The 25,633-nt window shown below is 71.4% G+C and carries 20 protein-coding genes and 3 pseudogenes; 15 read left to right on the top strand and 8 right to left on the bottom strand.

The window, feature by feature from the left end:
- Positions 1-120: 120 nt before the first annotated feature.
- From AB0E67_RS11765 to AB0E67_RS11740, 6 genes are read left to right on the top strand one after another with little or no spacing between them, the layout of a single operon-like run.
- A complete protein-coding gene (locus AB0E67_RS11765) occupies positions 121-1,092 on the top strand; it encodes a Gfo/Idh/MocA family oxidoreductase (protein ID WP_362024315.1) in 972 nt (323 codons plus the stop codon).
- The gene (locus AB0E67_RS11760; protein WP_362024312.1) at positions 1,089-2,099 is read left to right on the top strand and encodes a sugar phosphate isomerase/epimerase family protein; all 1,011 of its coding nucleotides are present in this window, start codon (positions 1,089-1,091) and stop codon (positions 2,097-2,099) included. The genes AB0E67_RS11765 and AB0E67_RS11760 overlap by 4 nt, the downstream gene beginning before the upstream one ends.
- Positions 2,096-3,508 carry a M20/M25/M40 family metallo-hydrolase gene (locus AB0E67_RS11755; protein ID WP_362024309.1) on the top strand — a complete coding sequence of 471 codons (1,413 nt, stop codon included), beginning with the start codon at positions 2,096-2,098 and terminating at the stop codon, positions 3,506-3,508. The genes AB0E67_RS11760 and AB0E67_RS11755 overlap by 4 nt, the downstream gene beginning before the upstream one ends.
- A complete protein-coding gene (locus AB0E67_RS11750) occupies positions 3,508-4,668 on the top strand; it encodes an Ldh family oxidoreductase (protein ID WP_362024306.1) in 1,161 nt (386 codons plus the stop codon). The genes AB0E67_RS11755 and AB0E67_RS11750 overlap by 1 nt, the downstream gene beginning before the upstream one ends.
- Positions 4,665-5,711: a Gfo/Idh/MocA family oxidoreductase gene (locus AB0E67_RS11745; protein ID WP_362024303.1), complete on the top strand. Its 1,047-nt coding sequence runs from the start codon at positions 4,665-4,667 to the stop codon at positions 5,709-5,711. Before AB0E67_RS11750 ends, AB0E67_RS11745 begins: the two co-directional genes overlap by 4 nt.
- Complete coding sequence (locus tag AB0E67_RS11740) at positions 5,708-6,142, top strand: hypothetical protein (RefSeq protein WP_362024300.1); 435 nt, start codon at positions 5,708-5,710, stop codon at positions 6,140-6,142. Before AB0E67_RS11745 ends, AB0E67_RS11740 begins: the two co-directional genes overlap by 4 nt.
- Before the next feature lie 109 nt (positions 6,143-6,251).
- On the opposite strand, the gene AB0E67_RS11735 is transcribed toward AB0E67_RS11740, so the two are convergent.
- The 3 genes from AB0E67_RS11735 to AB0E67_RS11725 form a co-directional block, all read right to left on the bottom strand.
- Complete coding sequence (locus AB0E67_RS11735; protein WP_362024297.1) at positions 6,252-6,785, bottom strand: EF-hand domain-containing protein; 534 nt, start codon at positions 6,783-6,785, stop codon at positions 6,252-6,254.
- 218 nt (positions 6,786-7,003) lie between these two features.
- Positions 7,004-8,344, bottom strand: a complete 1,341-nt coding sequence (locus tag AB0E67_RS11730; protein ID WP_362024294.1) for a nucleotide sugar dehydrogenase — start codon at positions 8,342-8,344, stop codon at positions 7,004-7,006.
- Entirely contained in the window at positions 8,344-8,526 is a 183-nt protein-coding gene (locus tag AB0E67_RS11725; RefSeq protein WP_362024291.1) for a hypothetical protein, read from the bottom strand. The genes AB0E67_RS11730 and AB0E67_RS11725 overlap by 1 nt, the downstream gene beginning before the upstream one ends.
- A gap of 425 nt (positions 8,527-8,951) precedes the next feature.
- Here AB0E67_RS11725 and AB0E67_RS11720 point away from each other — a divergent pair, with 425 nt between their 5' ends.
- Positions 8,952-9,311: a peptidoglycan-binding domain-containing protein gene (locus AB0E67_RS11720; protein ID WP_362024288.1), complete on the top strand. Its 360-nt coding sequence runs from the start codon at positions 8,952-8,954 to the stop codon at positions 9,309-9,311.
- On the opposite strand, the gene AB0E67_RS11715 is transcribed toward AB0E67_RS11720, so the two are convergent.
- Positions 9,241-10,602, bottom strand: coding sequence for an MFS transporter (locus tag AB0E67_RS11715; protein WP_362024285.1), 1,362 nt, complete (start codon positions 10,600-10,602; stop codon positions 9,241-9,243). The two genes, AB0E67_RS11720 and AB0E67_RS11715, sit on opposite strands and share 71 nt — an antisense overlap.
- A gap of 100 nt (positions 10,603-10,702) precedes the next feature.
- Here AB0E67_RS11715 and AB0E67_RS11710 point away from each other — a divergent pair, with 100 nt between their 5' ends.
- The 5 genes and pseudogenes from AB0E67_RS11710 (at position 10,703) to AB0E67_RS11690 (ending at position 15,624) form a co-directional block, all read left to right on the top strand.
- The gene (locus AB0E67_RS11710) at positions 10,703-11,410 is read left to right on the top strand and encodes an FCD domain-containing protein (protein WP_362024282.1); all 708 of its coding nucleotides are present in this window, start codon (positions 10,703-10,705) and stop codon (positions 11,408-11,410) included.
- Positions 11,411-11,634: 224 nt separating this feature from the next.
- Positions 11,635-12,842 (top strand): annotated as a pseudogene (locus AB0E67_RS11705) (hypothetical protein); the annotation flags it as partial.
- Positions 12,843-12,867: 25 nt separating this feature from the next.
- Positions 12,868-13,173: pseudogene (locus AB0E67_RS11700) on the top strand (hypothetical protein); the annotation flags it as partial.
- Positions 13,174-13,228: 55 nt separating this feature from the next.
- Positions 13,229-13,642: a hypothetical protein gene (locus tag AB0E67_RS11695; RefSeq protein WP_362024279.1), complete on the top strand. Its 414-nt coding sequence runs from the start codon at positions 13,229-13,231 to the stop codon at positions 13,640-13,642.
- Positions 13,643-14,175: 533 nt separating this feature from the next.
- A complete protein-coding gene (locus AB0E67_RS11690; protein ID WP_362024276.1) occupies positions 14,176-15,624 on the top strand; it encodes an amidase in 1,449 nt (482 codons plus the stop codon).
- Between the two features lie 212 nt (positions 15,625-15,836).
- On the opposite strand, the gene AB0E67_RS11685 is transcribed toward AB0E67_RS11690, so the two are convergent.
- Together AB0E67_RS11685 and dnaE are read right to left on the bottom strand one after the other, a co-directional pair.
- A complete protein-coding gene (locus AB0E67_RS11685; protein WP_362024273.1) occupies positions 15,837-16,646 on the bottom strand; it encodes an inositol monophosphatase family protein in 810 nt (269 codons plus the stop codon).
- 544 nt (positions 16,647-17,190) lie between these two features.
- Positions 17,191-20,790 (bottom strand): DNA polymerase III subunit alpha, encoded by a 3,600-nt coding sequence (dnaE, locus tag AB0E67_RS11680; RefSeq protein WP_362024270.1) that lies wholly within the window; start codon positions 20,788-20,790, stop codon positions 17,191-17,193.
- 355 nt (positions 20,791-21,145) lie between these two features.
- Here dnaE and AB0E67_RS11675 point away from each other — a divergent pair, with 355 nt between their 5' ends.
- Together AB0E67_RS11675 and AB0E67_RS11670 are read left to right on the top strand one after the other, a co-directional pair.
- The gene (locus AB0E67_RS11675; RefSeq protein WP_362024267.1) at positions 21,146-22,102 is read left to right on the top strand and encodes a LysR family transcriptional regulator; all 957 of its coding nucleotides are present in this window, start codon (positions 21,146-21,148) and stop codon (positions 22,100-22,102) included.
- A gap of 32 nt (positions 22,103-22,134) precedes the next feature.
- A pseudogene (locus AB0E67_RS11670) lies at positions 22,135-22,725 on the top strand (response regulator); the annotation flags it as partial.
- A gap of 73 nt (positions 22,726-22,798) precedes the next feature.
- Here AB0E67_RS11670 and AB0E67_RS11665 read toward each other — a convergent pair.
- Both AB0E67_RS11665 and AB0E67_RS11660 read right to left on the bottom strand, forming a co-directional pair.
- Positions 22,799-23,518, bottom strand: a complete 720-nt coding sequence (locus tag AB0E67_RS11665; RefSeq protein ID WP_362024265.1) for a hypothetical protein — start codon at positions 23,516-23,518, stop codon at positions 22,799-22,801.
- A 116-nt stretch (positions 23,519-23,634) separates the two neighbouring features.
- A complete protein-coding gene (locus AB0E67_RS11660; protein WP_362024262.1) occupies positions 23,635-24,996 on the bottom strand; it encodes a hypothetical protein in 1,362 nt (453 codons plus the stop codon).
- Between the two features lie 143 nt (positions 24,997-25,139).
- Here AB0E67_RS11660 and AB0E67_RS11655 point away from each other — a divergent pair, with 143 nt between their 5' ends.
- Positions 25,140-25,631 (top strand): MaoC family dehydratase, encoded by a 492-nt coding sequence (locus AB0E67_RS11655; RefSeq protein WP_073783918.1) that lies wholly within the window; start codon positions 25,140-25,142, stop codon positions 25,629-25,631.
- Positions 25,632-25,633 lie beyond the last annotated feature (2 nt).

Here is a 25,633-nt window from a genome sequence, read left to right as displayed (position 1 = left end):
ACCATGGCAGCGCGCCGACACCGACTCCGACATCACACAGAACGACGGGCGGTCGCGCCGCCATGCCCGCCCCCTTCATTCGTTCCTTCCTTCCGTTCTTCCCTCCTCGAAGGAGCCACCTTGTTACAGCCCCTGGTCGTAGGACTCGGCCGCTCGGGAGCCGGACTGCACCTCAAGGCGCTCCGGAACCTGGCACGGTCCGGACAGATCCGGCTGGGACCGGTGATCGGCTGCGACCCGCGCCCCGACCTCGCGCGCGATCTGTCGGGCGTGGTCCTCACCACCTCACCGGAACAGGCCCTGCGCCATGTGCACGACCCGCGGACGACGGTCGCCCACGTGTGCACCCCGCCGCACGACCGGCTGCCGCTGGTGCGCGAACTGGCGGACCACGGGGTGAGACACCTGCTGATCGAGAAACCGATCGCCACCACCCGGGACGAGCTCTCCGACCTGCTCCGGCTGCGCGAGCGAGCGGACCTCCGACTGACGGCCGTCACCCACTGGCTGGCCGCCGAACTCACCACGCGGCTGCGCCGACTGGTGACGGAACAGCCCTACGGCCCCCTGCGGCGGCTCACCATCGACCAGGACAAACCGCGCTTCACCCGGTCGCTCGCCTCGGGCTCCCACCGCACCGCCCTGGAAGTGGAGATCCCGCACGCGCTCGCCCTCGCCGTACACCTCTGCGGTCCGGCCAAGGTCGTACGGGCCTCCTGCACCGAACTGCGCACCGACCACGAGGCGCGCCCGCACCTCGGCGGAGCACGGGTCGAACTGCACCACACCGACGGCGTCCGCACCAGACTGCGCTCGGACCTGACCTCGCCCGTCCGCCGCCGCAGCGCGGAGCTGGAGTTCCGGGACGCGACCGTCGTCGCGCACTACCCGGTCGGCGAGGACGACGACCACGCCCAGCTCCAACTTCCCGGCCGCGCGCCCCAGATCTTCCGCGACGACGCCCTCCTCGCCTTCTTCCACGCCGCCTACCAGGACTTCGCCACCGAGGATTCCCCCGGTTCTGCGCACGGGCACTTCGCCACCACCGCGGAAGCGGCCCGTCTCGTCTGCGAGGCGAAGGCCCTGCTATGACACACCGCCCCGCCACCCCCGACCCTTCGGTCCGTACGACCGCCGGCCCTCCGGCCGGCACGGCCCCCGCCCCCTCGGACCGCACGGCTTGCGAGCCGCTCGGACCGGTGGGCCGCCCGGTCCTGGCCGGCCTCACCGACGAGGCCGCCGCGAGCCTGGACGGCCAGCTCGCCGTCGTACGGACACTCGGCTGGACCGCGGTCGAAATCCGCTCCGTCGACGGCGTCCCCCTGGCCGAGCTCCCCCGCGACGCGGCAGGCACCATGGCCCGGCGCCTCGCCGAGTCCGGCACCCGAGTGGTCTGCCTCGCCTCCCGCATCGGCAACTGGGCCCGCCCCATCACCTCCGACTTCGCGCTGGACCTCGACGAACTGCGCGTCCTGGAGGAGTACGCGGACCTCCTCGACTGCCACCGCGTCAGAGTGATGTCGTACCCCAACGACGGGCTGTCGGAAGCGGAATGGGGCCGCAGGGCCGTCGAACGGCTGCGCCGCCTCACGAACCGCGCCGAGTCGGCCGGACTCACACTGCTCCACGAGAACTGCGCCGGCTGGGCGGGCGACGACGCGGAACGCGCCCTGCGTCTGCTGGAGGAGGTGGACAGCCCCGCCCTGCGCCTGCTATTCGACATCGGCAACGGAGTCCCGTACGGCTACCGGGCCGCCGGACTGCTGCGCCCGCTCCTGCCGTACGTGGACCACGTCCACGTCAAGGACGCCGTGCGCGACGCGGCGGGAGGCATCGCCTACACGCTGCCCGGCGACGGCGATGCCGAAGTCCGCACCTGTCTGCGGATGCTCGCGGAGGCCGGTTACGACGGCGCGTACTCCATCGAACCCCACCTCGCCGTGCGCCCCCACGAGGGCCTGGCACGGCCGGGCGAGGACGCGGCGGACCTCTTCGTCCGGGCGGGACGCCGCCTGGCGGAACTCCTGGACGCCCCGGCGGTACGCACCGCGGCGGACGACGCCCCGGCGGAGCACGGCCTCGGCGGGGGGACCCCGTGAACACACCCCTTCCGCCCTCGCCCCTCCTGCACGCGAGCGACCACGAACTCCTCCTGCGTCTGCTGGACCTGCCCACGGCCGGCCCCCTGGAAGGCCCGCTCGAAGGCTCCGTGGACGGCGGCACCGCAATCAGCGGCACCACGGTCGGCACCGACGGCGAACACCCCCTGCGCACCGCGCAGGAGCTCTACGCCGGGGCCGCCGCGCCCTGCGGGCTGCGCGTCGTGCAACACGCTCCCGCCGATCCGAGCTGGCTGGAACGCCCAGGCGTCCCCGTGGTGGTACGGGAGGCGGCCAGCGCGGACCCCGGCTTCCTCACCGCCCAGCCCAGCCTGTTGCTGCGCCTGGGGCCCCGGCTGCCGCCCGCCCGCACCGTCATGTTCAACGTGCACCTCGACACCGTGGCCGGCACCGAGCCGGTCCGCTTCGACGGCCGCCGATTCCACGGCCGGGGGGCCGTCGACGCCAAGGGACCCGCGGTGGCCCTGCTCGCCGGGATCCGGGCCGCTGCCGCCGCGCACCCGGCGCTCGGCCGGGACATGGCCGTCCTCGTGCAGGCCGTGGCGGGCGAGGAGGGCGGGGCGATGGGCACCTACGGCACCCGCCCGCTGATCGCCGCCGGTCACTACGGACGGATCAACGTCTTCTGCGAGCCGACCGGGCTGCGCTCCCTGCCCCGCGCGACCGCCGCCATGACGGCACGCATCACCGTCGAGGGCGAGGACGCCGTCGACGACCGGCCCGAGGCCGGACACAACGCCACCGTCCTGCTCGGCCACCTCGCCCAGCACCTGGCCCAGCGCCTCGACGGCGCCGTCCCCGGCACCCGCGTCTGCGTGGCCGGGCTGCACACCGGCGAACGCCACAACCGCGTCTACGGCACCGGCACCCTCCTCCTCAACCTCTCCTACGGCACCGGAGCCGACGGCGCACGGCTCGCCGCCGCCCTCACCGACGCCCTCGCCTCCGGACTGACCGCGTTCACCGAACGCTTCGGCGCCACCCACGCGTTCGCCCGCACCGCCGAGGACGCCACCCGGCTCGTCCGGTTGCGCTGGGACAAACGGGACCTGCCGGCCCTGCGCAACGGCGACCCGTGGGCCGAGGCACTGCTGAGCGCGGCCGGAGCCCTCCCCACACCCCCCGACGACCCCGGCTTCACCTGCGACGCGATCTGGGCGAGCGGGCTGCCCGGCACCCACACCACGGTCCTCGGCCCCGGCTCCCTGGACGCCAACCACGCACACGCACAAGGGGAGTTCATCGACCTCGACGACCTGGAGCACTTCGCCCGGATTGTCGCCCGCCTCCTGGGCGCCTTCGCCGAGGAGTCCGCCCGGCCCGATCCCGTCAACGCCCTCGTTCCCACCCAGGGGAACGTTCACCCGAAAGGCAGTACCACCGCGTGATGACCACCACCGTCCGTCAGGCCGGGGCGCCCTCCGTCCTCGTCGCCCACGAACGGCTGCTCGACGCCCTCACCGGCCTCTTCACCCGCCACGGCCTCCCCGCCGCCCGCGCCCGCACCGCCGCCGAGGCGCTCTGCCACGGCGAGTTGAGCGGATTTCCCTCGCACGGACTGTTCAACCTCGCCCGGCTCTACCTCCCGCTGCTGGAGTCCGGACGCTGCGACCCGCGCGCCGAACCCACCACCGTGACCGACCTCGGCGCCTGCGCCGTCATCGACCACCGGCGCGCCCTCGGGCTGTGGGCGGCGGCCGAGGCGATGGACGACGCCGTGGCGCGGGCCCGGAAGCACGGCATCGGACTCGTCGCCGTACGCGGCGGCACCCACTTCGGATGCGCCGGCTTCCACGCGGGGCGTGCCGCGGCGGCCGGAATGGTGGGCCTCGTGGCGAGCAACTGCGGAGGCCAACGGCTCGTCCCGGCCCCCCGCGGGGCGCTGCCGCTGCTCGGCACCAACCCCCTCGCCGTGGCCGCCCCCGCCCTCCCCGGCCACCCCTTCGTCCTCGACATGAGCACCACGGCCGTACCCACCGGCCGGCTCCGCCTCGCGGCACGGCACGAGGAACCGTTGCCGCCCGGATGGCTGGAGGACGAGCACGGCACCCCCGTCACCGACCCCGGAGCCTACGACCGGGGCGAGGCCCGGCTGCGCTGGCTCGGCGGGGCCCCGGAGACCGGAGCGTACAAGGGCTTCGGCCTCGCCCTGGCTGTCGAGGTGCTCGCCGCGGGGCTCTCCGGAAGCGCCACCGGGCCCGCCCCGCAGGCCCTGGCGGACGACGAGGAGTCGCGGGGGACCGACGACGGCATCGGCTTCCTGCTGCTCGCCGTCGACCCCGGACGGCTGCGCCCCGGCGACGGCTTCGCGGAGGCGATGCGGGAACTCTTCGGGACCGTCAACGCGAGCCCGCCCGCTCCCGGAACCGACGAGGAGGTCCGCTACCCGGGCTGGCGGGAGGCCGAACGGGCGCTCCACCGACGGCGCGAGGGCGTTCCGTTGCCCGCCTGGCTCCACGAGGAACTCACCGGCCTGGGCCTGTTCTACGCGGGGCACCCCCTGTCCGATTCCCCCCGTTCCCGGAACGCGGGGGGCGACCGCCCGTGACGGCCACCCGCGCGGCCCTCGGGGTGATCGGCCTCGGTGCCATCTCCCGTTACTACCTGGCCGCCCTGGAGCACTCCCCGCACTGGCGGCTCGCCGCGGTCTGCGACGCCCGCCCCGGCGTGCTGCGCCGGCACGGCGACGCGGTGCCCGGCTGGACCGACGCGGCCGCGATGCTGCGCGAGACCCCCCTCGACGGTGTGGTGGTCGCCGTCCCGAACGACGCCCACGCCGAGGTGTGCCGGGCGGCACTCACCGCGGGCGTACCGGTCTGCGTCGAGAAGCCGCTCGCCCTCACGGCCGCGCAGGGACGCGAACTCACCCGTCTGGCAGCCGAGTTCGAAACCCCGCTGCTGACCGCCTTCCACCGTCGTCACAACGACGCCTTCCTGGACCTGCGATCCGCCGTCACGGCCGCGGGCTCGCCCGTGCGCACGGTCCGGGTGCGCTACCTGGAACGCATCGAGGAACACACCCGAGGCGAGTCCTGGTACCTGGAGCCCGAACGGTGCGGTGGCGGCTGCGTCGCCGACAACGGGCCCAACGCCTTCGACCTCGTACGCCAACTGCTCGGCGACGTCGCACTGACGCACTCCTTCGTCGGCCGGGACGCCGCCGGGACGGACCGCACGGCCCACCTGCGGCTGCGGGCGGACGACGGAGCGGAGGCGGAGGTGCTGCTGGACTGGTCGTACCCGGGGGAGGCCAAGGACGTCACGGTGACTCTCGCGGACGGGCGCGCGCTCCACGCCGACCTGCTCGCCGGTCATCCGGGCTTCAAGGGTTCACTGTGGCACGAGTACGAACGGATCCTCGTGGAGTTCGCCGGACTCCGCACCACCACGAACAGGACCGGCACCGCCGACGGAACGGAAGGCGGAACCGGTGACGGCGCCGGGGGCGGCCTCGCCTGTCTCGACCTCGTCGCCGCGGCGTACGCGCGCGAGGCGGCCCGCCCGGACGCACCGCTCGTGCCGGAGCCGTCCCGGCGACCGGACAACAGCGAGGCCAGGGAGGCCCACGAATCCAGGGAGTCCAGGACATGAGGAACACCGTCGAGGACGGCCCCAAGAGGGCCGTGCGCGCCACCCTGGTCAAGGTGTTGCTGCACAGCCGTACGGACCGGGGCATGAGCCTGCTGGAGTGGGCCGGCCGCTGCGTGCGCGTCGGCGAGGTGCACGAGCTGGTGGTGACGGACCAGTGGGACCCGGTCGCGGGGGCCACGATCGACCGCGTCGGCTTCCTCGGCTTCGCCGAGATGGAGTGCGGCGGGGTGGTGGACCGCGGGGACGTGCTGCGGATCGGCGACATCGAGGTGGGGCCGGTGCTCGGCTTCGACGGCTGCCACTTCCCGAACCACTACAACATCCTGGTCCACAACCCCGTTCTGCTGACCGGGGCTTCGCTCGACCTGCGCCCGGAGTCCCCGGTCGTCTTCGGCGGGCAGCAGGCAGCGGCGGAGGGTGCGAAGGACTGAGAGGGGAAGGCCCAGGAGACCCGCGTCCGGGAGAGGCCGCCGGGAGATGCCGGGGCCGGTGGCCGGACGAGGAGTCCGGCCACCGGCCCCGGCCTGTGATGGACCGGACTCAGCCCAGCAGCTCGACGTCGAGGCGCCCGTAGTGGTACTCACGCACCACGCGCAGCAGCTCGTCCTCGCTCAGCTGTCCGTCACCGTTCGCGTCGATCTTGCTGAAGGTCTCGGCGGCCTCGGTACGCGGCAGACCGATCCCGGTGAGCCACGCCTCGAACTCGGTGGCGTTGAGCGATCCGTCGCCATCGCTGTCGGAGAGGGTGACGAGGGCCTTCACCACCGGCGAGAGGGCGCGGTTGAACGCCGCCTCACCCTCGGTGAACAGCAGCTGCTCGGTGGCCTGCAGGAAGCCCTGCTCGGAGATGCCCTCCTTGGCGCTGCTCCCGGACTGCTCGGCGAGGTGGGTGTAGAGGGCCTCGAAGGCGTTGTGCAGCGCCCGCACCCCGGGGGAGTCCGGCGTCGCGCCGAATCCGGAGACGATGCGGGCGGCCTCCTGCCGGAAGTCCTCCAGCTCCAGCAGGCCGTTGCCGTCCACGTCCCAGCGGGCGAAACGCTTGCGCAGCCGGTCCTTGGCCAGGGCATTGGTCATGTCTGTACTCCTTCTCATGTTTCTCGTTATCCGCGGTACCGCGTTGGCTGCGGTACCGCGTTGTCCGCGGCATCGCGGTGAAGAACCGGGTCCCGGTCATCGGCACACCGGGGAACGGGACCCGGCCGCGCACGCCGGACCGGCGTGCGAGCAGGGGGCCACCGCCCGGTACGGGGGCGGGGCACGGAATCCGGAACGCGCGCATGCGCGGGCCGGGTTCAGAGCGGGGTGACGAGCCGCCCGGCGAGCGCTCCCCGGGTGTCGAAGACGGGGCGGCCGCAGCGGCTCAACGCCTGGGGGTCGTAGCAGGCATGGGGCTGCAGGAGGACGACGAGGTCGGCGGTGCCGAGCGCCTCCTCCAGGTCGGTGGACCGGGGCAGTGGGGCGTCGCCCACGTGGAAGTGCTCCACGTACGGGTCGTGGTAGCCGACCTGGACCCCGGTCTCCAGCAGCCGGGCCGCGATGGCCCGGGCAGGTGTCTCGCGGGTGTCGGCCACGTCCGGTTTGTAGGTGACGCCGAGGAGCAGCACTCTGGCTCCCTCGGCCTTGACGCCATGGGTGTCGAGCAGTTCGAGCACCCGCCCGGCGACATGTCCGGGCATGGCGTCGAGCACTTCCCGGGCGGCGGCGAGCAAGCGGAAGGAGAAGCCCTGCCGCTCGGCCTCGACGGCGAGATAACGGGGATCGACAGGGATGCAGTGGCCGCCCACGCCCGGCCCGGGGGTGAAGCGGCCGAAACCGAAGGGTTTTGTCCCGGCGCAGTGCAGTACGTCCCAGACATCGATCCCGGCACGGCGGCAGTAGAGCGCCACCTCGTCGATCAGGGCGATATTGACATAACGGTAGGTATTTTCCAGAAGCTTGGCCATCTCGGCCTCGCGCACACCTTTTGCGAGGACGAGGTTGCGAATGAATCCGGAATAGAAAGCGACCGCGCGTCTCGCGCATTCAGGGGTGTATCCGCCGACTATTTTCGGCGTGTTCTCCACTCCCCATTCACGATTTCCGGGGTCAATGCGCTGAGGGGAGTAGGCGAGATGGAAATCCTGACCTGCGACAAGTCCGCTCCCCCTTTCCAGCAGTGGTTTGACGATGCCTTCCGTGGTGCCCGGATGGCTGGTGGACTCCAGGACCACGAGGTTTCCGGGAGCGAGGGCGCGGCCCACTTCCGCGGCGGCCTCCTCGATCGCCGAGAGGTCCGGCCCGCCGTCCGAGGTGAGTCCCGTGGGCACGCAGATGACCACCGTGCGCGCGCCGCTCAGGACGCCGGGGTCGGCCGTGGCGCGAAAGCCGCGCTCCAGCATCCCCGCGACCTCGTCGTCCGCGACGCCGCCGACATGCGAACGACCGGAGCCGAGACCGGACACGACTCGGCCGGAGACATCGAGCCCGACGGCCCGGATCCCGGCGGCGCAGGCGGCGCGGGCGAGCGGCAGCCCGACGTGCCCGAGCCCGACGACCACCAGCTCGGCGGGCCGGCCCCCCGGCGCCGGTAACGGCGTCTGCCGTGGCAGCCGGGCCGAGGGGGCCGCGGATGCGGCCTGTGCCGAGTCCTCCATCAGCCGGAGAAGCTGCCGCTGCCGGGCACGACATGGGCGCCGTGCCCCGGTTGCACGACCAGCCCGGGCGTCAGGCAGAGCGGGTCGCCGTGCACGGTCACCGGACGGTCGCTCCGGTTCACCAGCACATGGGAATCGACCGGGAGTTTGTGACAGCCCCGGGGATTCTCGTACACGGTCACCGGAGAGACCTCGGTGCGGAAAACTGCGACCTCACCACCGCTCGCGGGAGCGGCATGAGCCGCCGGTACGAATACGGAAAGCGCACCCGCGGTGGCGAGTACGGTTGCGACCCCGAAGCGATGCAATTTCCAACCTCCTGTAGCAGTGCGCACGAAGAGTTCGTGGACACTGGATATTTTGGGGCTCGCAGAAGGCTTTCACGGCCGCCGCAGGGGGATATGCACACGTATGGGTGACGGAATCCGGCAGCGACATCGGGCGGGAACGGCAGCCGCTACGCTCCGCTCCTTTTTGTCGTCCGGGCAGGCTTGTCGCCCGGGTGCCGGCCGAAGCCCGCCCATCGCTCTCGACAAGGAACGCCCTCATCCTTGAAGTCACCGACTGTCACTTGTGGTGATGACCCTTCGCATAGGGAGGAAACGTCATGAAACGCCGGATCGCTTCCGTCCTGAGCGCCGCGGTGCTCGCGGTCGGAGTCCTGGGCGCCGGTGCGCCATCGGCCGGTGCCGTGCCCGGAGGCTGCTCCTACGCTTCGTCGACCTACCGCCCGACCCTGCGGTACGGCAACACGGGGGTGGGAGTGAAGCAGGCCCAGTGTCTGTCGAACGTCTGGGGCGGCGTGCCGAAGCTGTCCGTCGACGGCACCTTCGGCAGCCGGACACTCACCAAGATCAAGTGGATCCAGGGATGCCACGGCCTGACCAAGGACGGCATCATCGGCCCCAAGACCTGGAACGTTCTCTACACCCCGGCTCCCGACTGCTACGACCCCTACCCGGGATAGACCCTCCCGTGGGCCGTACGTGTTGAACGTCGTCCCGCATCTCGTGAACGTTGTCCCGTACGCCTTGAACCGTGCTGTCGCGGCCGGTGGTACGGGCCGTCAGCGCCAGTCCGACGAGGCACTGGACGACCGCGAGCGCGATCAGTACGGCGAGCGGGGCGTCCCATCGGCCGGTGACCGAACGCAGCAGGCCGATGCCCAAGGGTCCGGCCGAGGCCACGAGATAGCCGGTGCTCTGCGCGAACGTCGACAGTGCCGCCGTCTCCTGCGCGCTGCGCCCGCCGGTCGTGATGACGGCCAGGACCAGTGGGAAGGCGCTCAGCCCCACCCCTGCCAGGACCGCCCAGAGCGCGGGGGCGGCGAGCGGGGCGAGAGCCAGCCCCAGGCAGCCGGCCACCAGCGAGGCGCCGACGAGGACGAACGCCGCCCGGAGCCGGCCGGCGCCGCGAGTGAGGGGCATCAGCGCGAATGTCGCGGGGATGCCGACGGCGAGGGTCAGACCCAGCATGGTGCCGGCCCGGGCGGAGCCGAGGCCCTGGTCCGCCAGCATGCTCGGAAGCCAGCCGATCACCGCGTAGCTGCTCAGGGACTGGAGTGCGAAGTACGCGGTGATCAGCATCCCCTGGCGGGTGCGGCCCATGCTCCACGCCGAGACCCGCTCGGTGGGGGTCCGGGCCTCCGCCGCGGGCTCCGGGGAACGCGGGCGGGCGGCCCAGACGGCCAGGGCGAGCAGTGCGGGCAGGGTCCACGCCGCCAGCCCCAGCGACGGCGAGCCGGCGAGGCCGGCGACCGGCACCGCCGCCGCGGCGGCCACGGACGAGCCGAGCGCCATCGCGACGGTGTACACCCCGGTCAGCCACGCCACCCGGTCGGGAAAGCGGTCCCGCACCACCGCGGGCAGCAGGACGTTGCACAGCGCCAGCCCCGCCGCACCGAGCAGGGTGCCGGTCAGCAGGGCCGCCGCGCCGGGCACGGCGCGCACGGCGAGTCCCGCGCACAGAGCCGTCAGCGCGAGCAGGACCGCCCGCTCGGTGCCCACGCGCCGGGCCAGCATGGCGCTGGTCGCGCCGACCGCCGCGAAGCACAGCGTCGGCAGCGTCGGCACCAGCGAGGCGACCACCGGGCCGAACCCGTCCTGGGCCCGCAGTTGTTCGAGGAGCGCCGAGGCGCTGCTGATCGCGAGACGGAGATTGAAGGCGATCAGCACGATGCCGACACCGGTCAGCCAGGCGGCACGGGCCGGGGAGGGGCGGGCGCGGACGTGACGGGGAGAGGGGTGAGTCGAAGGCATCTGCCAAACATAAAACGTCTGACCTTTGACGTCCAACCTTTTCCGATAGGCTGGCCGGGAGCCCGTACGGCGCCCCTGACACACGGAAGGCCCTGTTTCCATGGCCCTGGCCTCAGCTCGACGAACCGCGTTGGTGACCGATGTCATCGCAAGCCTGCGGGCCGAGATCACCTCCGGCCGCTGGCCGGTCGGCTCCCGCATCCCGCCCGAGCCCGTGCTCATCGAGCAGCTCGGCGTCGCCCGCGGCACCCTTCGCGAGGGCGTCCGTGCCCTCGCCCACGCGGGCCTTCTCCAGGTGCGGCAGGGCGACGGGACGTACGTCCGCGCCACCAGCGAACTCTCCGGCGCCATCCAGCGCCTCGACACGGAACTGACCGAGGTCCTGGAGGTCCGCCAGGCGCTGGACACACAGGCCGCCCGGCTGGCCGCCTCCCGCATGACCCCCGCCGCCCTCGACGACCTCGCCGCGCTGCTCGCCCGTCGCGCCGACGCCTGGGAGGACCGCGACCGCGACGCATGGCTGGACGCCGACCACGCCTTCCATCAGGCCGTCGCCGACACCACCGGCAACTCCCTGCTCAGCGACCTCTATGCCGCACTCGGACCGGCCCTGCGCCGGGCCATGACCTCCCACTGGTCGGACGACGGCTTCGACGGCGCGGACCCCCGCGGCCACGAGGACCTTCTGGAGGCGCTGGGCGCCGCCGATCCCGAACGCGCCGCCGCCAGCGCGACCGCCAACATCGATGCCACCGCACACTGGCACGACGCGTCCACACCGCCGCCCGGCGAACGAGACCGCGGATGAACAACGGCGGCCGGCCGCTCGTACGGACGGGGCAGCCTCTCCCGCACCGGTCCCGCACCGGTCCCGCACCGGGCGCGAGTCGTCGGGCACGAGCGGCAGGCGCGAGCGGCCGGCGCGCGTCGCAGCAACAGGACCTGAAAAAGCCTTCAGAACGGCCCCGACGGGCGTCGTAAGGTTGGCCCGGGCCATCGGCGACGGACCGCCAGGGACCTGATGGAGGACGCGTGCGCATAGCCATCACATCCGAGGACGGTGATTCCGGAGCCCTGCGCGAACTGCGCCGCTGGCTGTCCGAGGAGCCCGAACTCCGCGGACGGATCCGCGCGCACACGCCGGGGCCCCGCGGCCCGACACCATGGGGCTGGAGGCCGACGCGCTGCTCGCGCTGCTGGCACCCGGCGGCGTGGCGGCGGTCTTCGCCGGAGCGCTCGTCGCCTGGGTACAGACCCGCCGCGGCGACCAGACCGTCACCCTCACCCGGCCCGACGGGACCACGGTCACCGTCTCCACCACCCGCCTCAAAGGGCTGAACGCGGAGCAGAACGCCCGGTTCGTGAGAGAGCTGGCCGCTTCCCTGGACACGCCCCCGACCACGAATATCCGCCCCCGCCCGGCCCCGGACCGCCGACGACGAACCACCGGTTCCGCCCCGCCTGCCGTGACACGGGGAGCCGCCGGGACCAACGGCGCCAACGGGACCGATGACACCGCCGCGACCGCCGGCCCGGCGGGGCTCGCCGCGTCCGGCGCCCACGCCGTCCTGATCGGCAGTCACAGCCACGTACCCGGTTCCGAACTGCCCGATCTGCCCGCGGTCGCCACCACGCTCGACGACCTGGAGGCGGCCCTGCGGGACGTCTGCGGATTCGACCCCGAGCGAGTCGTCCGCGTCCCCGCCGACGCCGGCACCGAGGAGGTGATCGGCACGATCGAGCGCGTGGCGCGCCGTGCGACCGGCGCCGTGTTCCTCTGCTACGTCGGACACGGACCGCTGGGCCCCGGCGACGAGCTCCACCTCGCCACACACGCCACCCGCTCCCCGGAACAGATCTCCCGCGCCGTGCCCTACCACACGGTGCAGGGCCTGCTGGGCGAGTGCGCGGGCGGCGGCATCGTCGTACTCGACTGCTGCTGCTCCGGGCGGGCCGACGTCCCCTCCGGCAGCGGTGCACCCTACGGAGGCGGCGACAGCGGACTCGGAACCGCGGGCCGCTCCCGGGCCGCGCATCGTTCTGGGGCTGCGAGCCGACCACTACGGCAGCTGCCTCGCGCATCCTCCGCTCGTACGCGTACTGGAATGCCGTTCCTCGCGCACGCGCTGCGCGAGACCTGGCGAAGACGCAGCGGTACGACCCTGACGCTGGCCGGCTACCAGGCCACCGGCGGCATCTGGCACTCCATCAGCACGACGACCGAGCGCCTCTACCAGGACCTCGACCCCGGCGGGGCGGGACGCCCTGCGCGAACTGCTGCTGCGCATGGTCCATGTGACCGCCGACGGCGGCGACACCCTCGTACGGCGGAAGGTCGCCCCCGACGCCCTGCTGGACGGATTCTCGCCGCAGCGACGGCGCATCGTCGGCACCATCCGGGACCGTCTCGCCGAGGCCCGGCTGATCACCGTCGACGAGGACGGCGCGCAACTCTCCCACGAATCACTGTTGCGGTCCTGGCCCCGGCTGCGGCACTGGATCGACGAGGACCGCAGCGGCCTGATCGTGCGTCAGCGGCTCTCCGAGGCCGCGCGCGCCTGGGAGTCCGCGGGCCGCGCCCCGGGATTCCACCACCGGGGCAGCCTCCTGGAGGCCGCGCGAACTGGTGCGCGAGGAACGGCTCAGACACCGCCGACTGCCCCGGCTCGACGAGGAGTTCCTCGCTGCCAGCACCGAGGCCGACCGCGCCGAACGGGCCCGCGAAGCGCGCCGCACCCTGCGCCTGAAACAGGCATTCGGCGCGGTCGCGATCGCTCTCGTCCTGGCCCTCGTCGGCGGTGCCTTCGCCCTCCACCAGCAGGGTGTGGCGAAGGCGGAACGCAAGGCCGCCACGTACCGGGCCCTGGTCGCCGAGGCCACGGCCCGGCGCGCCGCCCAGCCCCGGCTCGCCCTGAGACTCGCCATGGCCGCGCACGCGTTGGACGCCACCGCCGAGACCCGGGCGGCAGTGACGGACACCCTCGTATCCAGAGCCGCCTGGCCGGCAGCTCCGCCCACGACGAACGGCAACCGCTGCTGAGCCCCGGCGACCAGATCCAACGGGTTTGAGCTGGCGGAGGTCTTGAGGGCTTTACACCGCCGGTTCCTCGCGTCCACCTTCCCGTCTCGCTTGCCGGACCCACACCGTCCGGTCGTACCGGTGCGTCCCGTCGTTGTCGGGGCTGCTCTCCACCAAACCCGGTCGTCCCATCGGGCCCGGCTGCCCCCAGCCTCTACCGCTCCGCTGCGACGGAACGGCGGCGCGGGTCTTGCATCCGCACACGGATCACAGCGCCTCGTGGCGCACGGTCTTTCACCTCCACTCGAACCAACAGCGCCTCACGGCGCAAACAGAAGCTGAGCCAGAACCATTTTTCGTGAACATTCCCAAGCCCGTCGACCTCCAGCTGCTGCCCAGAGTGCCGGACAAAGCTGCTGCTGAAAGTGAGGAAAGCCACACCCCGACATGGTCCCCCACGTCCGCTAAGGTCGGCTTAGACCCGCCCTGAACTGGGATTTTGCGTCGGCCGCAGCGATGTGACCGCCGCGGGTCCAGCCTTTCCTGGAGATTGCATGACCGATCTAGCATTTCGCTCCGCAGGGCAACTCGCCGCCGCCGTCGCGGCGAAGGAGGTGTCGAGCGTCGAGCTGCTCGACCACTACCTCGCCCGGGTGGAGCGGTTCGGCCCCCAGGTGAACGCCGTCGTAGCCCGGGACGAGGAGGGGGCGAGGGCCGCGGCGCTGGAGGCCGACCGCGCGGTCGCCGACGGCGAGCCGCTCGGCCCCCTGCACGGGGTCCCCGTGACGATCAAGGACAGTCTCGAGGTCGCGGGCATGCGGACCACCGGGGGTTCGACCCGCTGGGGACACCATGTCTCGACGCGGGACGCCGAGTCGGTCGCGCGGCTCAAGGGCGCGGGAGCGATCGTCTTCGGCAAGTCCAACATGCCGCCCGACGCCCGGGACTGGCAGACCTACAACGAGATCTACGGGACCACGAACAACCCGTGGGACCCGACCCGCGGTCCCGGCGGTTCGTCCGGCGGGTCCGCCGCGGCGGTCGCCGCGGGGCTGACCGGCCTGGAGCTCGGCGGTGACACGGCGGGTTCGATCCGGGTGCCCGCCCACTTCTGCGGCGTCTACGGGCTGCGCCCGTCGTTCGGGATCGTGCCGAGGTACGGGAGCGTCTCGGGACACGCTCCCGGGACACTGGCGGATTTCGACATGGCGGTACTCGGCCCGCTCGGCAGGCACGCCGACGACCTCGACCTCGGTCTCGACGTGCTCGCGGGAGCGGACCACGACCGCGCCCCGGCCTGGCGGCTGGAGCTGCCCGCAGCCAGGGCGAGCACGCTTCGGGAGTTCCGGGTCGCGGCATGGCTCGACGACCCGTTCTGCCCTGTCGACAGCGAGCTGGTCGCGATCATGCAGGCGGCGCTGGAAGCGGTACGGGCCGCAGGCGCCACCGTGGTCGAGGACAAGGGGCCGGTCGGCCTCGACGAGACGATGGACCTCTACCAGCCGTTGCTGATGGCCCAGAGCGGGCTGGTCGAGCCGGACGAGTCCTATGCCCGGCTCGTGGAGCTCGCCGCGACGGAGGGGGCCACGAGCGGGTTCGCGTCGGACCTGACGCTCCGCTTCCGTGACTGGCACGCGCTCGACGAACGTCGGCAGCACTCCCGCCGCCGCTGGGCGGAGTTCTTCCGCGACGTCGACGTGCTCCTCTGCCCGGTGAGCCCCACGGCCGCCTTCCCCCACGACCAGCAACCCGACCCCGGCTGGTCGGTCCGGACACTGCGGGTCGACGGCACCGACCGGCCGTACCGCGAGATGCTCACGTGGATGGCGCCCTCGTCGGTCAACCATCTGCCCGCGGCGGTGGCGCCCGTCGGGGCGACCCGGGAGGGGCTTCCGGTCGGCATCCAGGTGATCGCGCCCTATCTGCACGACCGCACCGCGGTCCGGTTCGTGCAGTGCCTCGCGGAGGTGATCGGCGGGTTCCGCCGTCCGCCGGGCTTCTGAGCGCCGCCGCCGGGCCGCCGGGCTTCTGAACGCCGTCACGGGTCGGCGGGTCTCCCGAGCGTCGCCGGGCCGGCGGCCCGCGGCGTGGCGGCCGGGCGGCCCGGTCACCGCGCCGTCGGCGCGGCTCGATCCGGCCTCCGCCCTGTCCGCGACGCGCCCGCCGATTCCCGCGGCCGACTCGCGCAGTCGAAGGCCGCGGGAGTCGGCCGTCGTCAGGCGCGGTGCCGGCCTCCGTCGTGGATCGACGACATCAGCAGTCGGTGGGTCTCGCCGTCGGCTGCCACGACGAGTCCGCGCCCCGCCCGGCCGACCGGGGCGCCGTCGATCCCGGTGACCACACAGCCGGCGGCCCGGCACAGGGCGATGCCGGCGGCGAAGTGGACGCTCTCGGAAAGGTCCCCGCCGTCGGTCACGTAGGCGGCGCGCTTCCCGGCGGCGACCCAGGTCAGTGCCAGCGTCGTGGACACGACGCGGGGCCGGAACCGCTCCACGAACCCGGGCTCGGCCAGCAGGTCCACGGCCCGGAATCCGGGCGCGTTGGGGAACGGCGGGTCCAGATTGACGTCCACGAGGCGGGTGGCGGCCGTGGGCACCAGTCGCGTGTCGACACCGTCGCGCCGCACCCGGGCGGTCTCACCGTCGGTGAGGAAGACCTCGCCGCCGAAGGGGTCGGCCACCGCCGCCGCACCACCCCGCAGCGCCACGTTGACGGCCACCACCATGGTGCCGGCGGCGTAGTTCAGCGTGCCGCACAACGGATCCACCAGCCACTGACGCGCGGCGTCGGACGCGCCCCGCCGCCCGCCCTCCTCCCCGAGCACCGCGTCGTCCGGCCGGGCGGCACGGATGACATCGAGGATCGCCTGTTCGGCCGCCACGTCGGCGGCCGTGGCGAAGTCCCCGGCGCCCTTGTCGACGCGGGCGAGCCGTCGGCCGTACATGCCCCGCACCACGTCCGCGCCGGCCCGGGCGGCGGCCGCCGCGACCCCGCGATCGTCAAGGTCCGCATATGAGTTGACCATGTCGCGCAGCATAGCGACGGCGATCCGGAGTCCTGCCCGAGCCGACCCGGCCCCCGACCGCACGCCGATCCAGTGGAGGATCCATTCCGTACGCTTGCGTAGTTCAGAGGCTGCCGATTTGTGCAGATTGCTGTTGCCCTGTTCTGTCAGGGCCACTTGCGGGGCATGACCCACGGCTCGCCCCTGTCGGCATTCCGTACCACAGCGAACGCGGTCGCACGACTGGCCCGGTCATCCCGGAGCCCGAGCGACCCCGCCGGCGGCGGCGATCCCCCGGCATTCGGGCGGACGACGCCACTTTCGAAACACGCTCCAGCGGGAGCCGACCGGTTCGGCCCGGTTGCTGAGGCTGAACTCGTGGTTAAGGGGTGCCCCGTAATCCCTGGTGGATCAGCGTGCGGCGTCGGATGCGGTGCATCGCAAGGCGGAGGGACGTTCGCATACTGGATGTATGTGGACGTTCCGACAACGCAGCGAGGTGCCGTAGCCGTCGTCGTGCGCCCCCAGGGATCACGGGCCAGCCCGTAGGGGCGACGGCCAGGCGTCACGCGAGGCCCGCCCATGCGTCGGCTCCGAAGGCGCCCTTCACGTCGGAGGCGATGGTGGTGGCGTCCACCCTGGCTCGCAGGGCGTACACGGTCGTCTTCCGCGCGCTGCGGACGCTGAGGTGGACCGGGTTGTCGCCCGGATGGTCCGCGAGGATGCGCTTCAGTTCTCTGACGGTCCGTTCGGTGATCCGGTGGGCGGGGAGGGCGAGCCGCACAGGGGGGTTCCCCCCATGCTCGGCGGAGGACACGTCCAGGACCGCCAGTTCCCTGCCGAAGATGTTCAGGGTTCCGTCCCGGTCTTCGATCCTGCCCTTGACGGAGATGACGTCGTCTTCGACCAGTGCGTGTTGCACGAGCTGGTAGGCGGCGGGAAAGAAGAGGACCTCGATGCCGGCATCACGGTCCGCGAGGTTCACGATGGCCCAGGCGTTGCCCTGCTTGGTCATCTTGAGCTGGATGCCGCTGATCAGTCCGGCGAGCTGTACATCCCCGGTGGTACGGCCGGAGGCGAGCAGTTCGGCGATGGAACAGTCCCGTGCCCTGGAGAGGATGTGCTCGGCACCGTCCAGCGGGTGGGCCGAGACATAGAGGCCGAGCATGTCGCGTTCGGCCGCCAGGAGTTGCCTGCGGGGCCACTCCGATTCGTCGACGGGGAAGTCGAGGCCGAAAGCCGGCGGTTCGCCGATCTCTTCGCCGCTCAGGCCGGCGAAGAGATCGTCCTGTCCGAAGCTCGCCGCTTTCTTGACGGGGACGATCGCGTCGATGGCGTCCTCGTGAATGGCAGTGAGCCCCTTGCGGGAACGCTCCAGGGAATCGAAGGTGCCGGACTTGATCAACGACTCCACAGCCCGTTTGTTCAGTGCGGGCAGGTCGGCCTTGTCGAGAAAGTCGGAGAAGGAAGTGAATTTCCCATTCCGGCGGCGCGCGTCGACGATGGCCTCGATGACGTTGTCGCCGACGTTGCGCACGGACCGCAGCCCGAACCGTACGTCGTCGCCGACGGCGGTGAACTCGGCGACGGACTCGTTCACGTCGGGCTGGAGAACGCGGACGCCGTTCTTGCGGGCGTCGGCGAGGTAGATCGCGGCTTTGTCCTTGTCGTCGCCGACCGAGGTGAGCAGGGCGGCCATATACTCGGCCGGGTAGTTGGCCTTGAGGTAGGCGGTCCAGTAGGAGACGAGGCCGTAGCCGGCGGTGTGGGACTTGTTGAACGCGTAGCCGGAGAACGGGAGCATGACGTCCCACAGGGCCTTGATGGCCTCCTCGCCGTACCCGTTGCCCCGCATGCCGTCGTGGAACTTGTCCCACTCCGCGGCCAGCACCTCCGGTTTCTTCTTGCCCATCGCACGGCGCAGCAGGTCGGCGCCGCCGAGGGTGTATCCGGCCAGCTCCCGGGCGATGGCCATGATCTGCTCCTGGTAGACGAGCAGATGGAAGGTGTTGCCGAGGATCGGCTCCAGTGCTTCGCGCAGTTCGGGGTGGATCGGGGTGATCTCCTGGCGACCGGTCTTGCGGTGCGCGTAGTTGGTGTGCGCGTTGGCCGCCATGGGGCCCGGCCGGTAGAGGGCGTTGACCGCGGCGATGTCCTCGAACCGGGTGGGTTCCATCTGCTTCAGCAGTACGCGCATGCCGCCGCCGTCGAGTTGGAAGACACCGAATGTGTTGCCATCGGCCAGCAGCCGGTACGTCTTGGCGTCGTCCAGGGGGATCACGACGGTGGACGGGTCGCCGTCCAGGGGATCCACGGTGGCCAGGCTGATGCCCCGGTTCTCGCGGATGTTCTCGATCGCCTGGTCGATGACCCCCAGGTTCCGCAGCCCCAGGAAGTCCATCTTGATCAGGCCCATGGCTTCGCAGGACGGGTAGTCGAAGCCGGTGATCTTCACGCCGTCCGAGGCACGCATGTGCAGGGGGATGCGATCGGTGAGCTTCGTCTTGGAGAGGATCACCGCCGCGGCGTGCACACCGGTGCCGCGGGTGAGGCCCTCCACCCCGCGGGCTGTGTCGATGACTCGCTTCACATCCGGCTCGTTGTGGTACATCTGCCGGATCTCGCCGGCCTCGCCGTACCGCTCGTGGGAGGGGTCGAAGACGGCAGCCAGTGGGGCGGGCTTGCCGTTCTGATCCGGCGGGAGGGCCTTGGTGATCCGCTCGCCGTGGGCATAGGGGTAGCCGAGGATGCGTGAGGAATCCTTGATCGCGTTCTTGGCCTTGATCTTGCCGAACGTGTTCACCATGGCGGTGTACTCCCCTCCGTACTTCTCGGTGACGTAGCGGACCATCCGGTCGCGCTGTCGGTCGTCGAAGTCCAGGTCTACATCCGGCGGGTTGATGCGTTCGGGGTTCAGGAACCGTTCGAAGAGAAGGCCGTGCTCCAGGGGGCAGAGCTCGGTGATGCGGGTGGCGTAGGCGACGATCGAGCCGGTGCACGAACCCCGGCCGGGGCCGAGGGGGATCTTGCTGTCCCGGGCGTGTCGGCAGATGTCCGCCACGACGAGGAAGTAGGAGCTGAATCCCATGGGACCGATGACCGCCATCTCGGTCTCGAAGCGGTCCATGATGTGCTGGGGGATCGGGGCCCCGTAGCGCATGGCCAGCCCCTTGAGGACTTCCTTGCGAAGCCACGACTCCTGCGTTTCGCCTTCGGGTACGTCCGGGAACTGCGGCATCTCGTCGACGTGGTCGAAGACCTCGTCGTAGGACTCGATGCGCTCGGCGATCAGCAGGGTGTTGTCGCAGGCTTCCGGAAGCTCCGAGAACAGGCTGCGCATCTCGGCGGCGCTCCTGAGGTAGTAGCCGGAGCCGTTGAACCGAAAGCGGCCCGGGTCGTCCTTGTTCCTGCCGACACCGATGCACAGCAGGCTGTCGTGAGCGTCGGCCTGGTCCTCGGTGACGTAGTGCGCGTCATTGGTGGCCAGGAGGGGAAGCTTCAGTTCCCCGGCCAGACGCATCAGTCCCCCACGGACCTCGCGCTCGATGCTCAGGCCATGGTCCATCAGCTCCAGGAAGTAGTTCTCGCGGCCGAAGATCTCCTGGTAGGCCGCGGCAGCGGCCTTCGCCTCGTCATACTGGTTCAGTCGCAGGCGGGTCTGGACCTCCCCGGAGGGGCAGCCGGTGGTGGCGATGATGTCGTCGGGCCGTTCCGCGATCAACTCCCGGTCCATACGGGGTTTTCCGGCAGGGAACTGGCCCTCGTAGCTGGCCTGCGTGCTGAGCCGGAACAGGTTCCGCAGGCCCCGTCCGTTGCGCGCCCACATGGTCATGTGAGTGAAGCGGCCGCCACCGGAGACATCCTTCGACCCCTCACCGTCCGCGCTCGTGGCGCGACGGCCTCCTGGCCCCCAGAACTCCTGTTTCCGGACGAGCCGAGAGGAAGGCGCCACGTACGCCTCGATGCCGATGATCGGCCTGATCTCCTCGAAACCCTTCGCGACCTGCGCGAACTCATAGGCGCCGAACATGTTGCCGTGGTCGCTCATGGCGATTGCGGGCATCCCCTGCCTGGCCACCTCGGCGAACATCGGCTTCAGCTTCTGCGCGCCGTCCAGCATCGAGTATTCGGTGTGATTGTGCAGGTGAACGAAGGTATTCGGCATGTGCGGGGCACCTCCGGGATGAGTAGGAAGCCCCCGTCCCGGCCAAGGCGCGATGGGGGACCTTTTTGGTGGTCTGCCGTAGCGGCATCGGTGGACGGGCGGACGGATCGAACCGTCGCGGTGCGGTCACGCCGATGGGGCGGCCAACGTGCCGCACCGCCCGGGTACGTGATCAGGCCGAACCCTTGAGGTCAGGCCCGGCAGCCACCCGGCTGCCGGGTAGCGCGCCTTCCGTCGTGCTGCCTGCCAAACCACATATTGACCAGAGACATCAAAGCGAGCGTGGCGTAACGGAATCAAACAACTATTTCGCCGCTCAGAATCAACGATTGGTTGTCTGCCTAGGATGGTCGGCATGGACCTCACCGCCGTGCGCACCTTCGTCGCTGCTGCGGAAGCGGGGCAGTTCCAAGAAGCCGCCGCCAACTTGTCGATCACCCCGCAGGCCGTTTCCAAGCGCATCGCCGTGCTGGAGAAGGACCTCGGTGTGCAGCTGTTCAGCCGTACGGCCCGCGGAGCCCGGCTCACCATCGACGGGCAGGCGTTCCTGCCCTACGCCCGGGCCCTCCTCCAAGCCGAGGAACGGGCAGCTGCTTCCGTGCGGCCGGGGCGCCGGGCATTGCGCGTCGACGTGATCGGCCGCCGGCTCTCATTGGCGGGCCTGTTGCGCGACTTCCATCGCGTCTATCCCGAGACCGATCTCGATGTCGTGACCCTGTTCGACTCCGACACGGCCATCGCCGCCGTCCGGTCCGGGATGATCGACGCGACGTTCCGCGCCGTGACCATGCCGGGCCGACGGCTGCCCGATGGTCTCGAGGCCGCACCGGTCTTCGATGAACCGCTGTATCTGTTCACCGGACCGGCTCACGAGTTCGCCGCCGCCCACGAGATCGCTCCCGCCCAGCTCGCCGGGCGCCGGATCTGGATGCCCGGCAACATGCCCGGCACCGAGTGGGCCGCCTACTACGACGAACTCGCCGCCGCTTTCGGTCTCACCATCGACTCGATCGGCCCCGACTTCGGCATTGAACCGCTCCTCGACACGATCGCGGACTCCTCGACACTGGCGACCTTCGTCAGCAAGCACACCCCGCTGGTCTGGCCCGCCGGCTACGACTTGCGGCGCATCCCCCTGCACGGTCCGACCCCGGTCTACCCGCACTCGCTGATCTGGCGTACCGACAATCCGCACCCCGCACTCACCGCACTGCGCAACCACCTCACGTCCGCATACCCAGGCCGCCCCGACAGCGGGATCTGGCTGCCGAAGTGGGCTCAGCATGCTCAACGGCTGTCCCGTAATCCCTGACGGGCGCCCGACGGCACTGCGGCACCGCGTTGGAGGTGCGGCGGCTGGGGGCCGAACTCCGTGAGGCCCGGGAGCTGCGCGTCGCGGCCGAGGACCGGTGCAATCTGCTCGAACGCCAGCTGGAAGCCGTCGAGAAGTCCGCCGCCTCGCTGCCCGCCGCCACCGCGCCCCACGACATGCCCAAGATCCTCGTCGTCGACGACGAGCCGGGCAACCTCCTGGCGATGACCGCCGTCCTCGCGACGCTCGACCAGGAGCTCGTCACCGTCGCCTCCGGCAGGGAGGCGCTCAAGGCACTGCTCGACCACGACGACTTCGCGGTCATCTCATGGACGTGCGATGCCGGAGATGGACGGCTACGAGACGTGCGCCCGCATCAAGCGCCGTCCCCGGAACCGGGACGTCCCCATCATCTTCCTCACCGCGATGGGCGTGGACCCGGAGCACTCCGCCCGCGGATAGGCGGCCGGTGCCGTCGACTACATCAGCAAGCCCTTCGATCCCTGAAGCCCTTCGATCCCTGGGCCCTGCGCGCCAAGGTCGCCGTGTTCATGTCCATCTACCTGGAACGCCGCGCCCAGCAGGGATCCGTCGTCCAGCAGGGATCCGTCGTCCAGCAGTGACGCGTCGCGCGTGGTCCCGTGCGCGTGCCTCGTCGCGGGGCGGGGCACGTGGTCTGCTCGCGGCCCCCGTCTCTCAGGCGTCGTCGCCTTCCGTCGTCGGCCCGGGCACTGTTCGGCGCCGGTTCCAGCGGGGCAGGCGGCGTGGCCGGTCGCGGATCTGCGGGGGCGGTGCCGTACGCGTCCGCCGGGCCTCGTCGGTGACGCAGAACAGGCAACGGGGTCCGCCGGGCGCCGCGGGGTCGAGCGGGGCCCCGGGGTGCCGGGGGCAACGGGAGACCGTACGGGGACGGGACAGTTCGCGGGCGATGATGAACGCCCCGTGCACCAGATCGGCGGTGAGCGCGAGGTCCTGTGCCGAGGAGCGGTAGTGCAGTTCGAAGACGACCTCGTTGATCTGCCGCATTCGAGCGAGCAGGGCCTCGTGGGCGTAGGGCGGTGGCGGGATCTCGTACCGGTTCACCGCGGTCGCCGTTCCGCTCCGGGCCCTGGGGTCGCCCGCGCGGCGGTTGGTGTTGCACAACAGGCACGGCCCCCACCCCTCGGGCGGTGCCGGATCCACCGGCCCGTTCGGGTGGGTCGAGCAGTTCGTCGTGTTCCGTGACGGGGCGAGGTTCCGGGCGGTGACGAACAGTTTGTACAGGGAGTCGGCGATGGCGTCGTACTCGGTGGGGTCTCCGCGTCCGGGGATGGTACGGATGCGGTCGTCCGTGCTCGGGAGTCTGGAGCGAAGTTCGCCGAGCAGGAAGGGCAGTTTCGTCGGGATGCGGTACGCGGAGTGCTGCGGAGTGTCCACGGCGGCAGACGACCGCAGCAGGCCGGTACCGCACCAGCGGGGGCCGGGGCACGTCACCCGCAGGAGGGGCACGTTCAACCCTTCCGGGGGCTTCGCCCTTCGGCGTTGACGCGCTCTCAGACCGCGACCGCGCAGTTGACGGAGCTGTTGGCGCCCAGGACGCTGACGATGCCCGTCGTGAGGTCGCCGGTGAAGCGCGTGAAGACACCGGCCGGGCGACCGGAGAACAGGAGCGGGCCGAGGACGGGGACGACCTCCATGTCGTACGGCTCGTCCACACCGTCGGAGACCACCGCCAGCCCGCACGTCCGCGGCTCCACGAAGTCCTGCACCACGCTGGTGCCCGCTTCGGCGGCCTCGGCCACCGCCGCCTCCCACGCGCCCTGGTCCGTGTCCCGGCCGATGACGACCTGCTTACCGCTCATGCCGATGCCCGCCTTCAGCACCAGCGACTCGCGGTGGTCCACCGCGTACCGCACCAGGTCCACCTCGCACCCGCCCCTCGTCGTCCGCCGGTCCGAGAGGATCCTGGTCCACGGCAGATAGGTGTCCACCAGGGCGCGCTCGGCCGCGCTCATCCACGGCCGGCCCTCCGACAGCATCCCCAGGGTCAGCTTGCTGGACAGGAAGGTGGAGGTCTGGGTGCCCACCAGCAGACAGCCGTGGTCCAGCGCCTCCTGCACGGGGGCGGTGTCGATGCCGAGTTCCGCCCAGTCCGGGATCGTGAAGTCCCGCAGCCCCACCGGATGACGCAGATGCGGCGGACAGTCCCACGCCTCGTGCAGGTCCTCGGGCTCGAAGAACCGCGCCGTGAGCCCGAGGCTGTTGAAATGGGCGATCTGGAGGTCGAAGTACCGTGTGGAGCCGCCCTGGTCGCGGGCGCTGCCCAGAACGGCCACGCGCGGCGCCACCCCCAGCTCAGCGCACAGCGTCCGGAACATCTCGGTACGCACGGTGTACGGGTCGTGGGAGGCGAACGGGAGGCGACCGCCGGCGTCGGTGTGGAGCGCGCGCCAGACGTCGAGATGGCCGTGCACCTCCACCGGGCCGCCGAGCGCCCCACTGACGTTGAACTCGAGGAATTGCGGCCCGTCCGGCCCGATCACGACGTCCGGGCGGGCCACGCAGTCCGCGTACCGCTCCTCGGTGAACCGGTCGGCCACGAACAGCTGATGCTCATTGTCCGGCATGCGGTACGCCGCCAGCCGTCCCCGCGTGGTGGGCGCACTCTCCAGCGCGGCCCGGCGCACCAGGTCCAGCAGGGCCGCGGTGACCCGGAACAGCTCGGCGTACGAGGAACGGGGCAGCGCGAACGGGGCGGCGGGCAGGAGCGGTTGATAGGGGAGCCCGATGTCCCGCATCTCGCCGCGCAGCAGCTCCCGGACGGTCCGGGCACTGGCCGCGGGCCGCAGCCGCGTCTCGCCGAACCACGGGTGACCGGCCGACGCCGAAGGGCCCGCCTCCTGGAGCACGCTCATCCGTCTTTCTCCCTTTCTCCTGGACAACTAGTGCCACTCCCGGCACTAGTCTCTGTACGGGGGCGTTGCCGTCCTCGCGGTGCCGCCGTCCCGGCGGTGCCCGCGCCCGCCAGGCAGACGGACCGCACACGGGAGACCACCGCATGACACTGCGCCACGTCGGGGACAACGAGTACGTCGAGGAACACGGCGGGGACTACGAGGACTTCGAGCCCGGGATGGTCATCCGGCACTGGCCGGGACGGACCATCACCGAGACCGACAACACCTGGCTGACGCTGCTGACGATGAACCAGCACCCGCTGCACTTCGACCGGGCCTACGGGGAGGGCGCCGAGTACGGGCGGGTGCTGGTCAACAGCGGGATCACCCTGTGCCTGATCGGCGGCATGACCGTGCAGGCGCTGTCCGCGCGGGCCGTGGCCAACCTCGGCTGGGACCGGGTCCGGCTCAAGGACCCCGTGTACGTGGGCGACACCCTGTACGCGACCAGCAGGATCCTGGACAAGCGGCTGTCCCGGTCCCGGCCCGGACAGGGCATCGTCACGGTCGAGACGACCGGCACCAAGTCCACCGGCGAGACCGTCATCGTCTTCGAGCGCTCCTTCATGGTGCGCTGCCGCGAGGCCGGCTGACG

This window comes from Streptomyces sp. NPDC032161, assembly GCF_040636995.1.
Lineage (GTDB): Bacteria > Actinomycetota > Actinomycetes > Streptomycetales > Streptomycetaceae > Streptomyces.
Note: the sequence above shows the minus strand (reverse complement) of the source record. Positions and strands in the feature narration are given on the sequence as shown.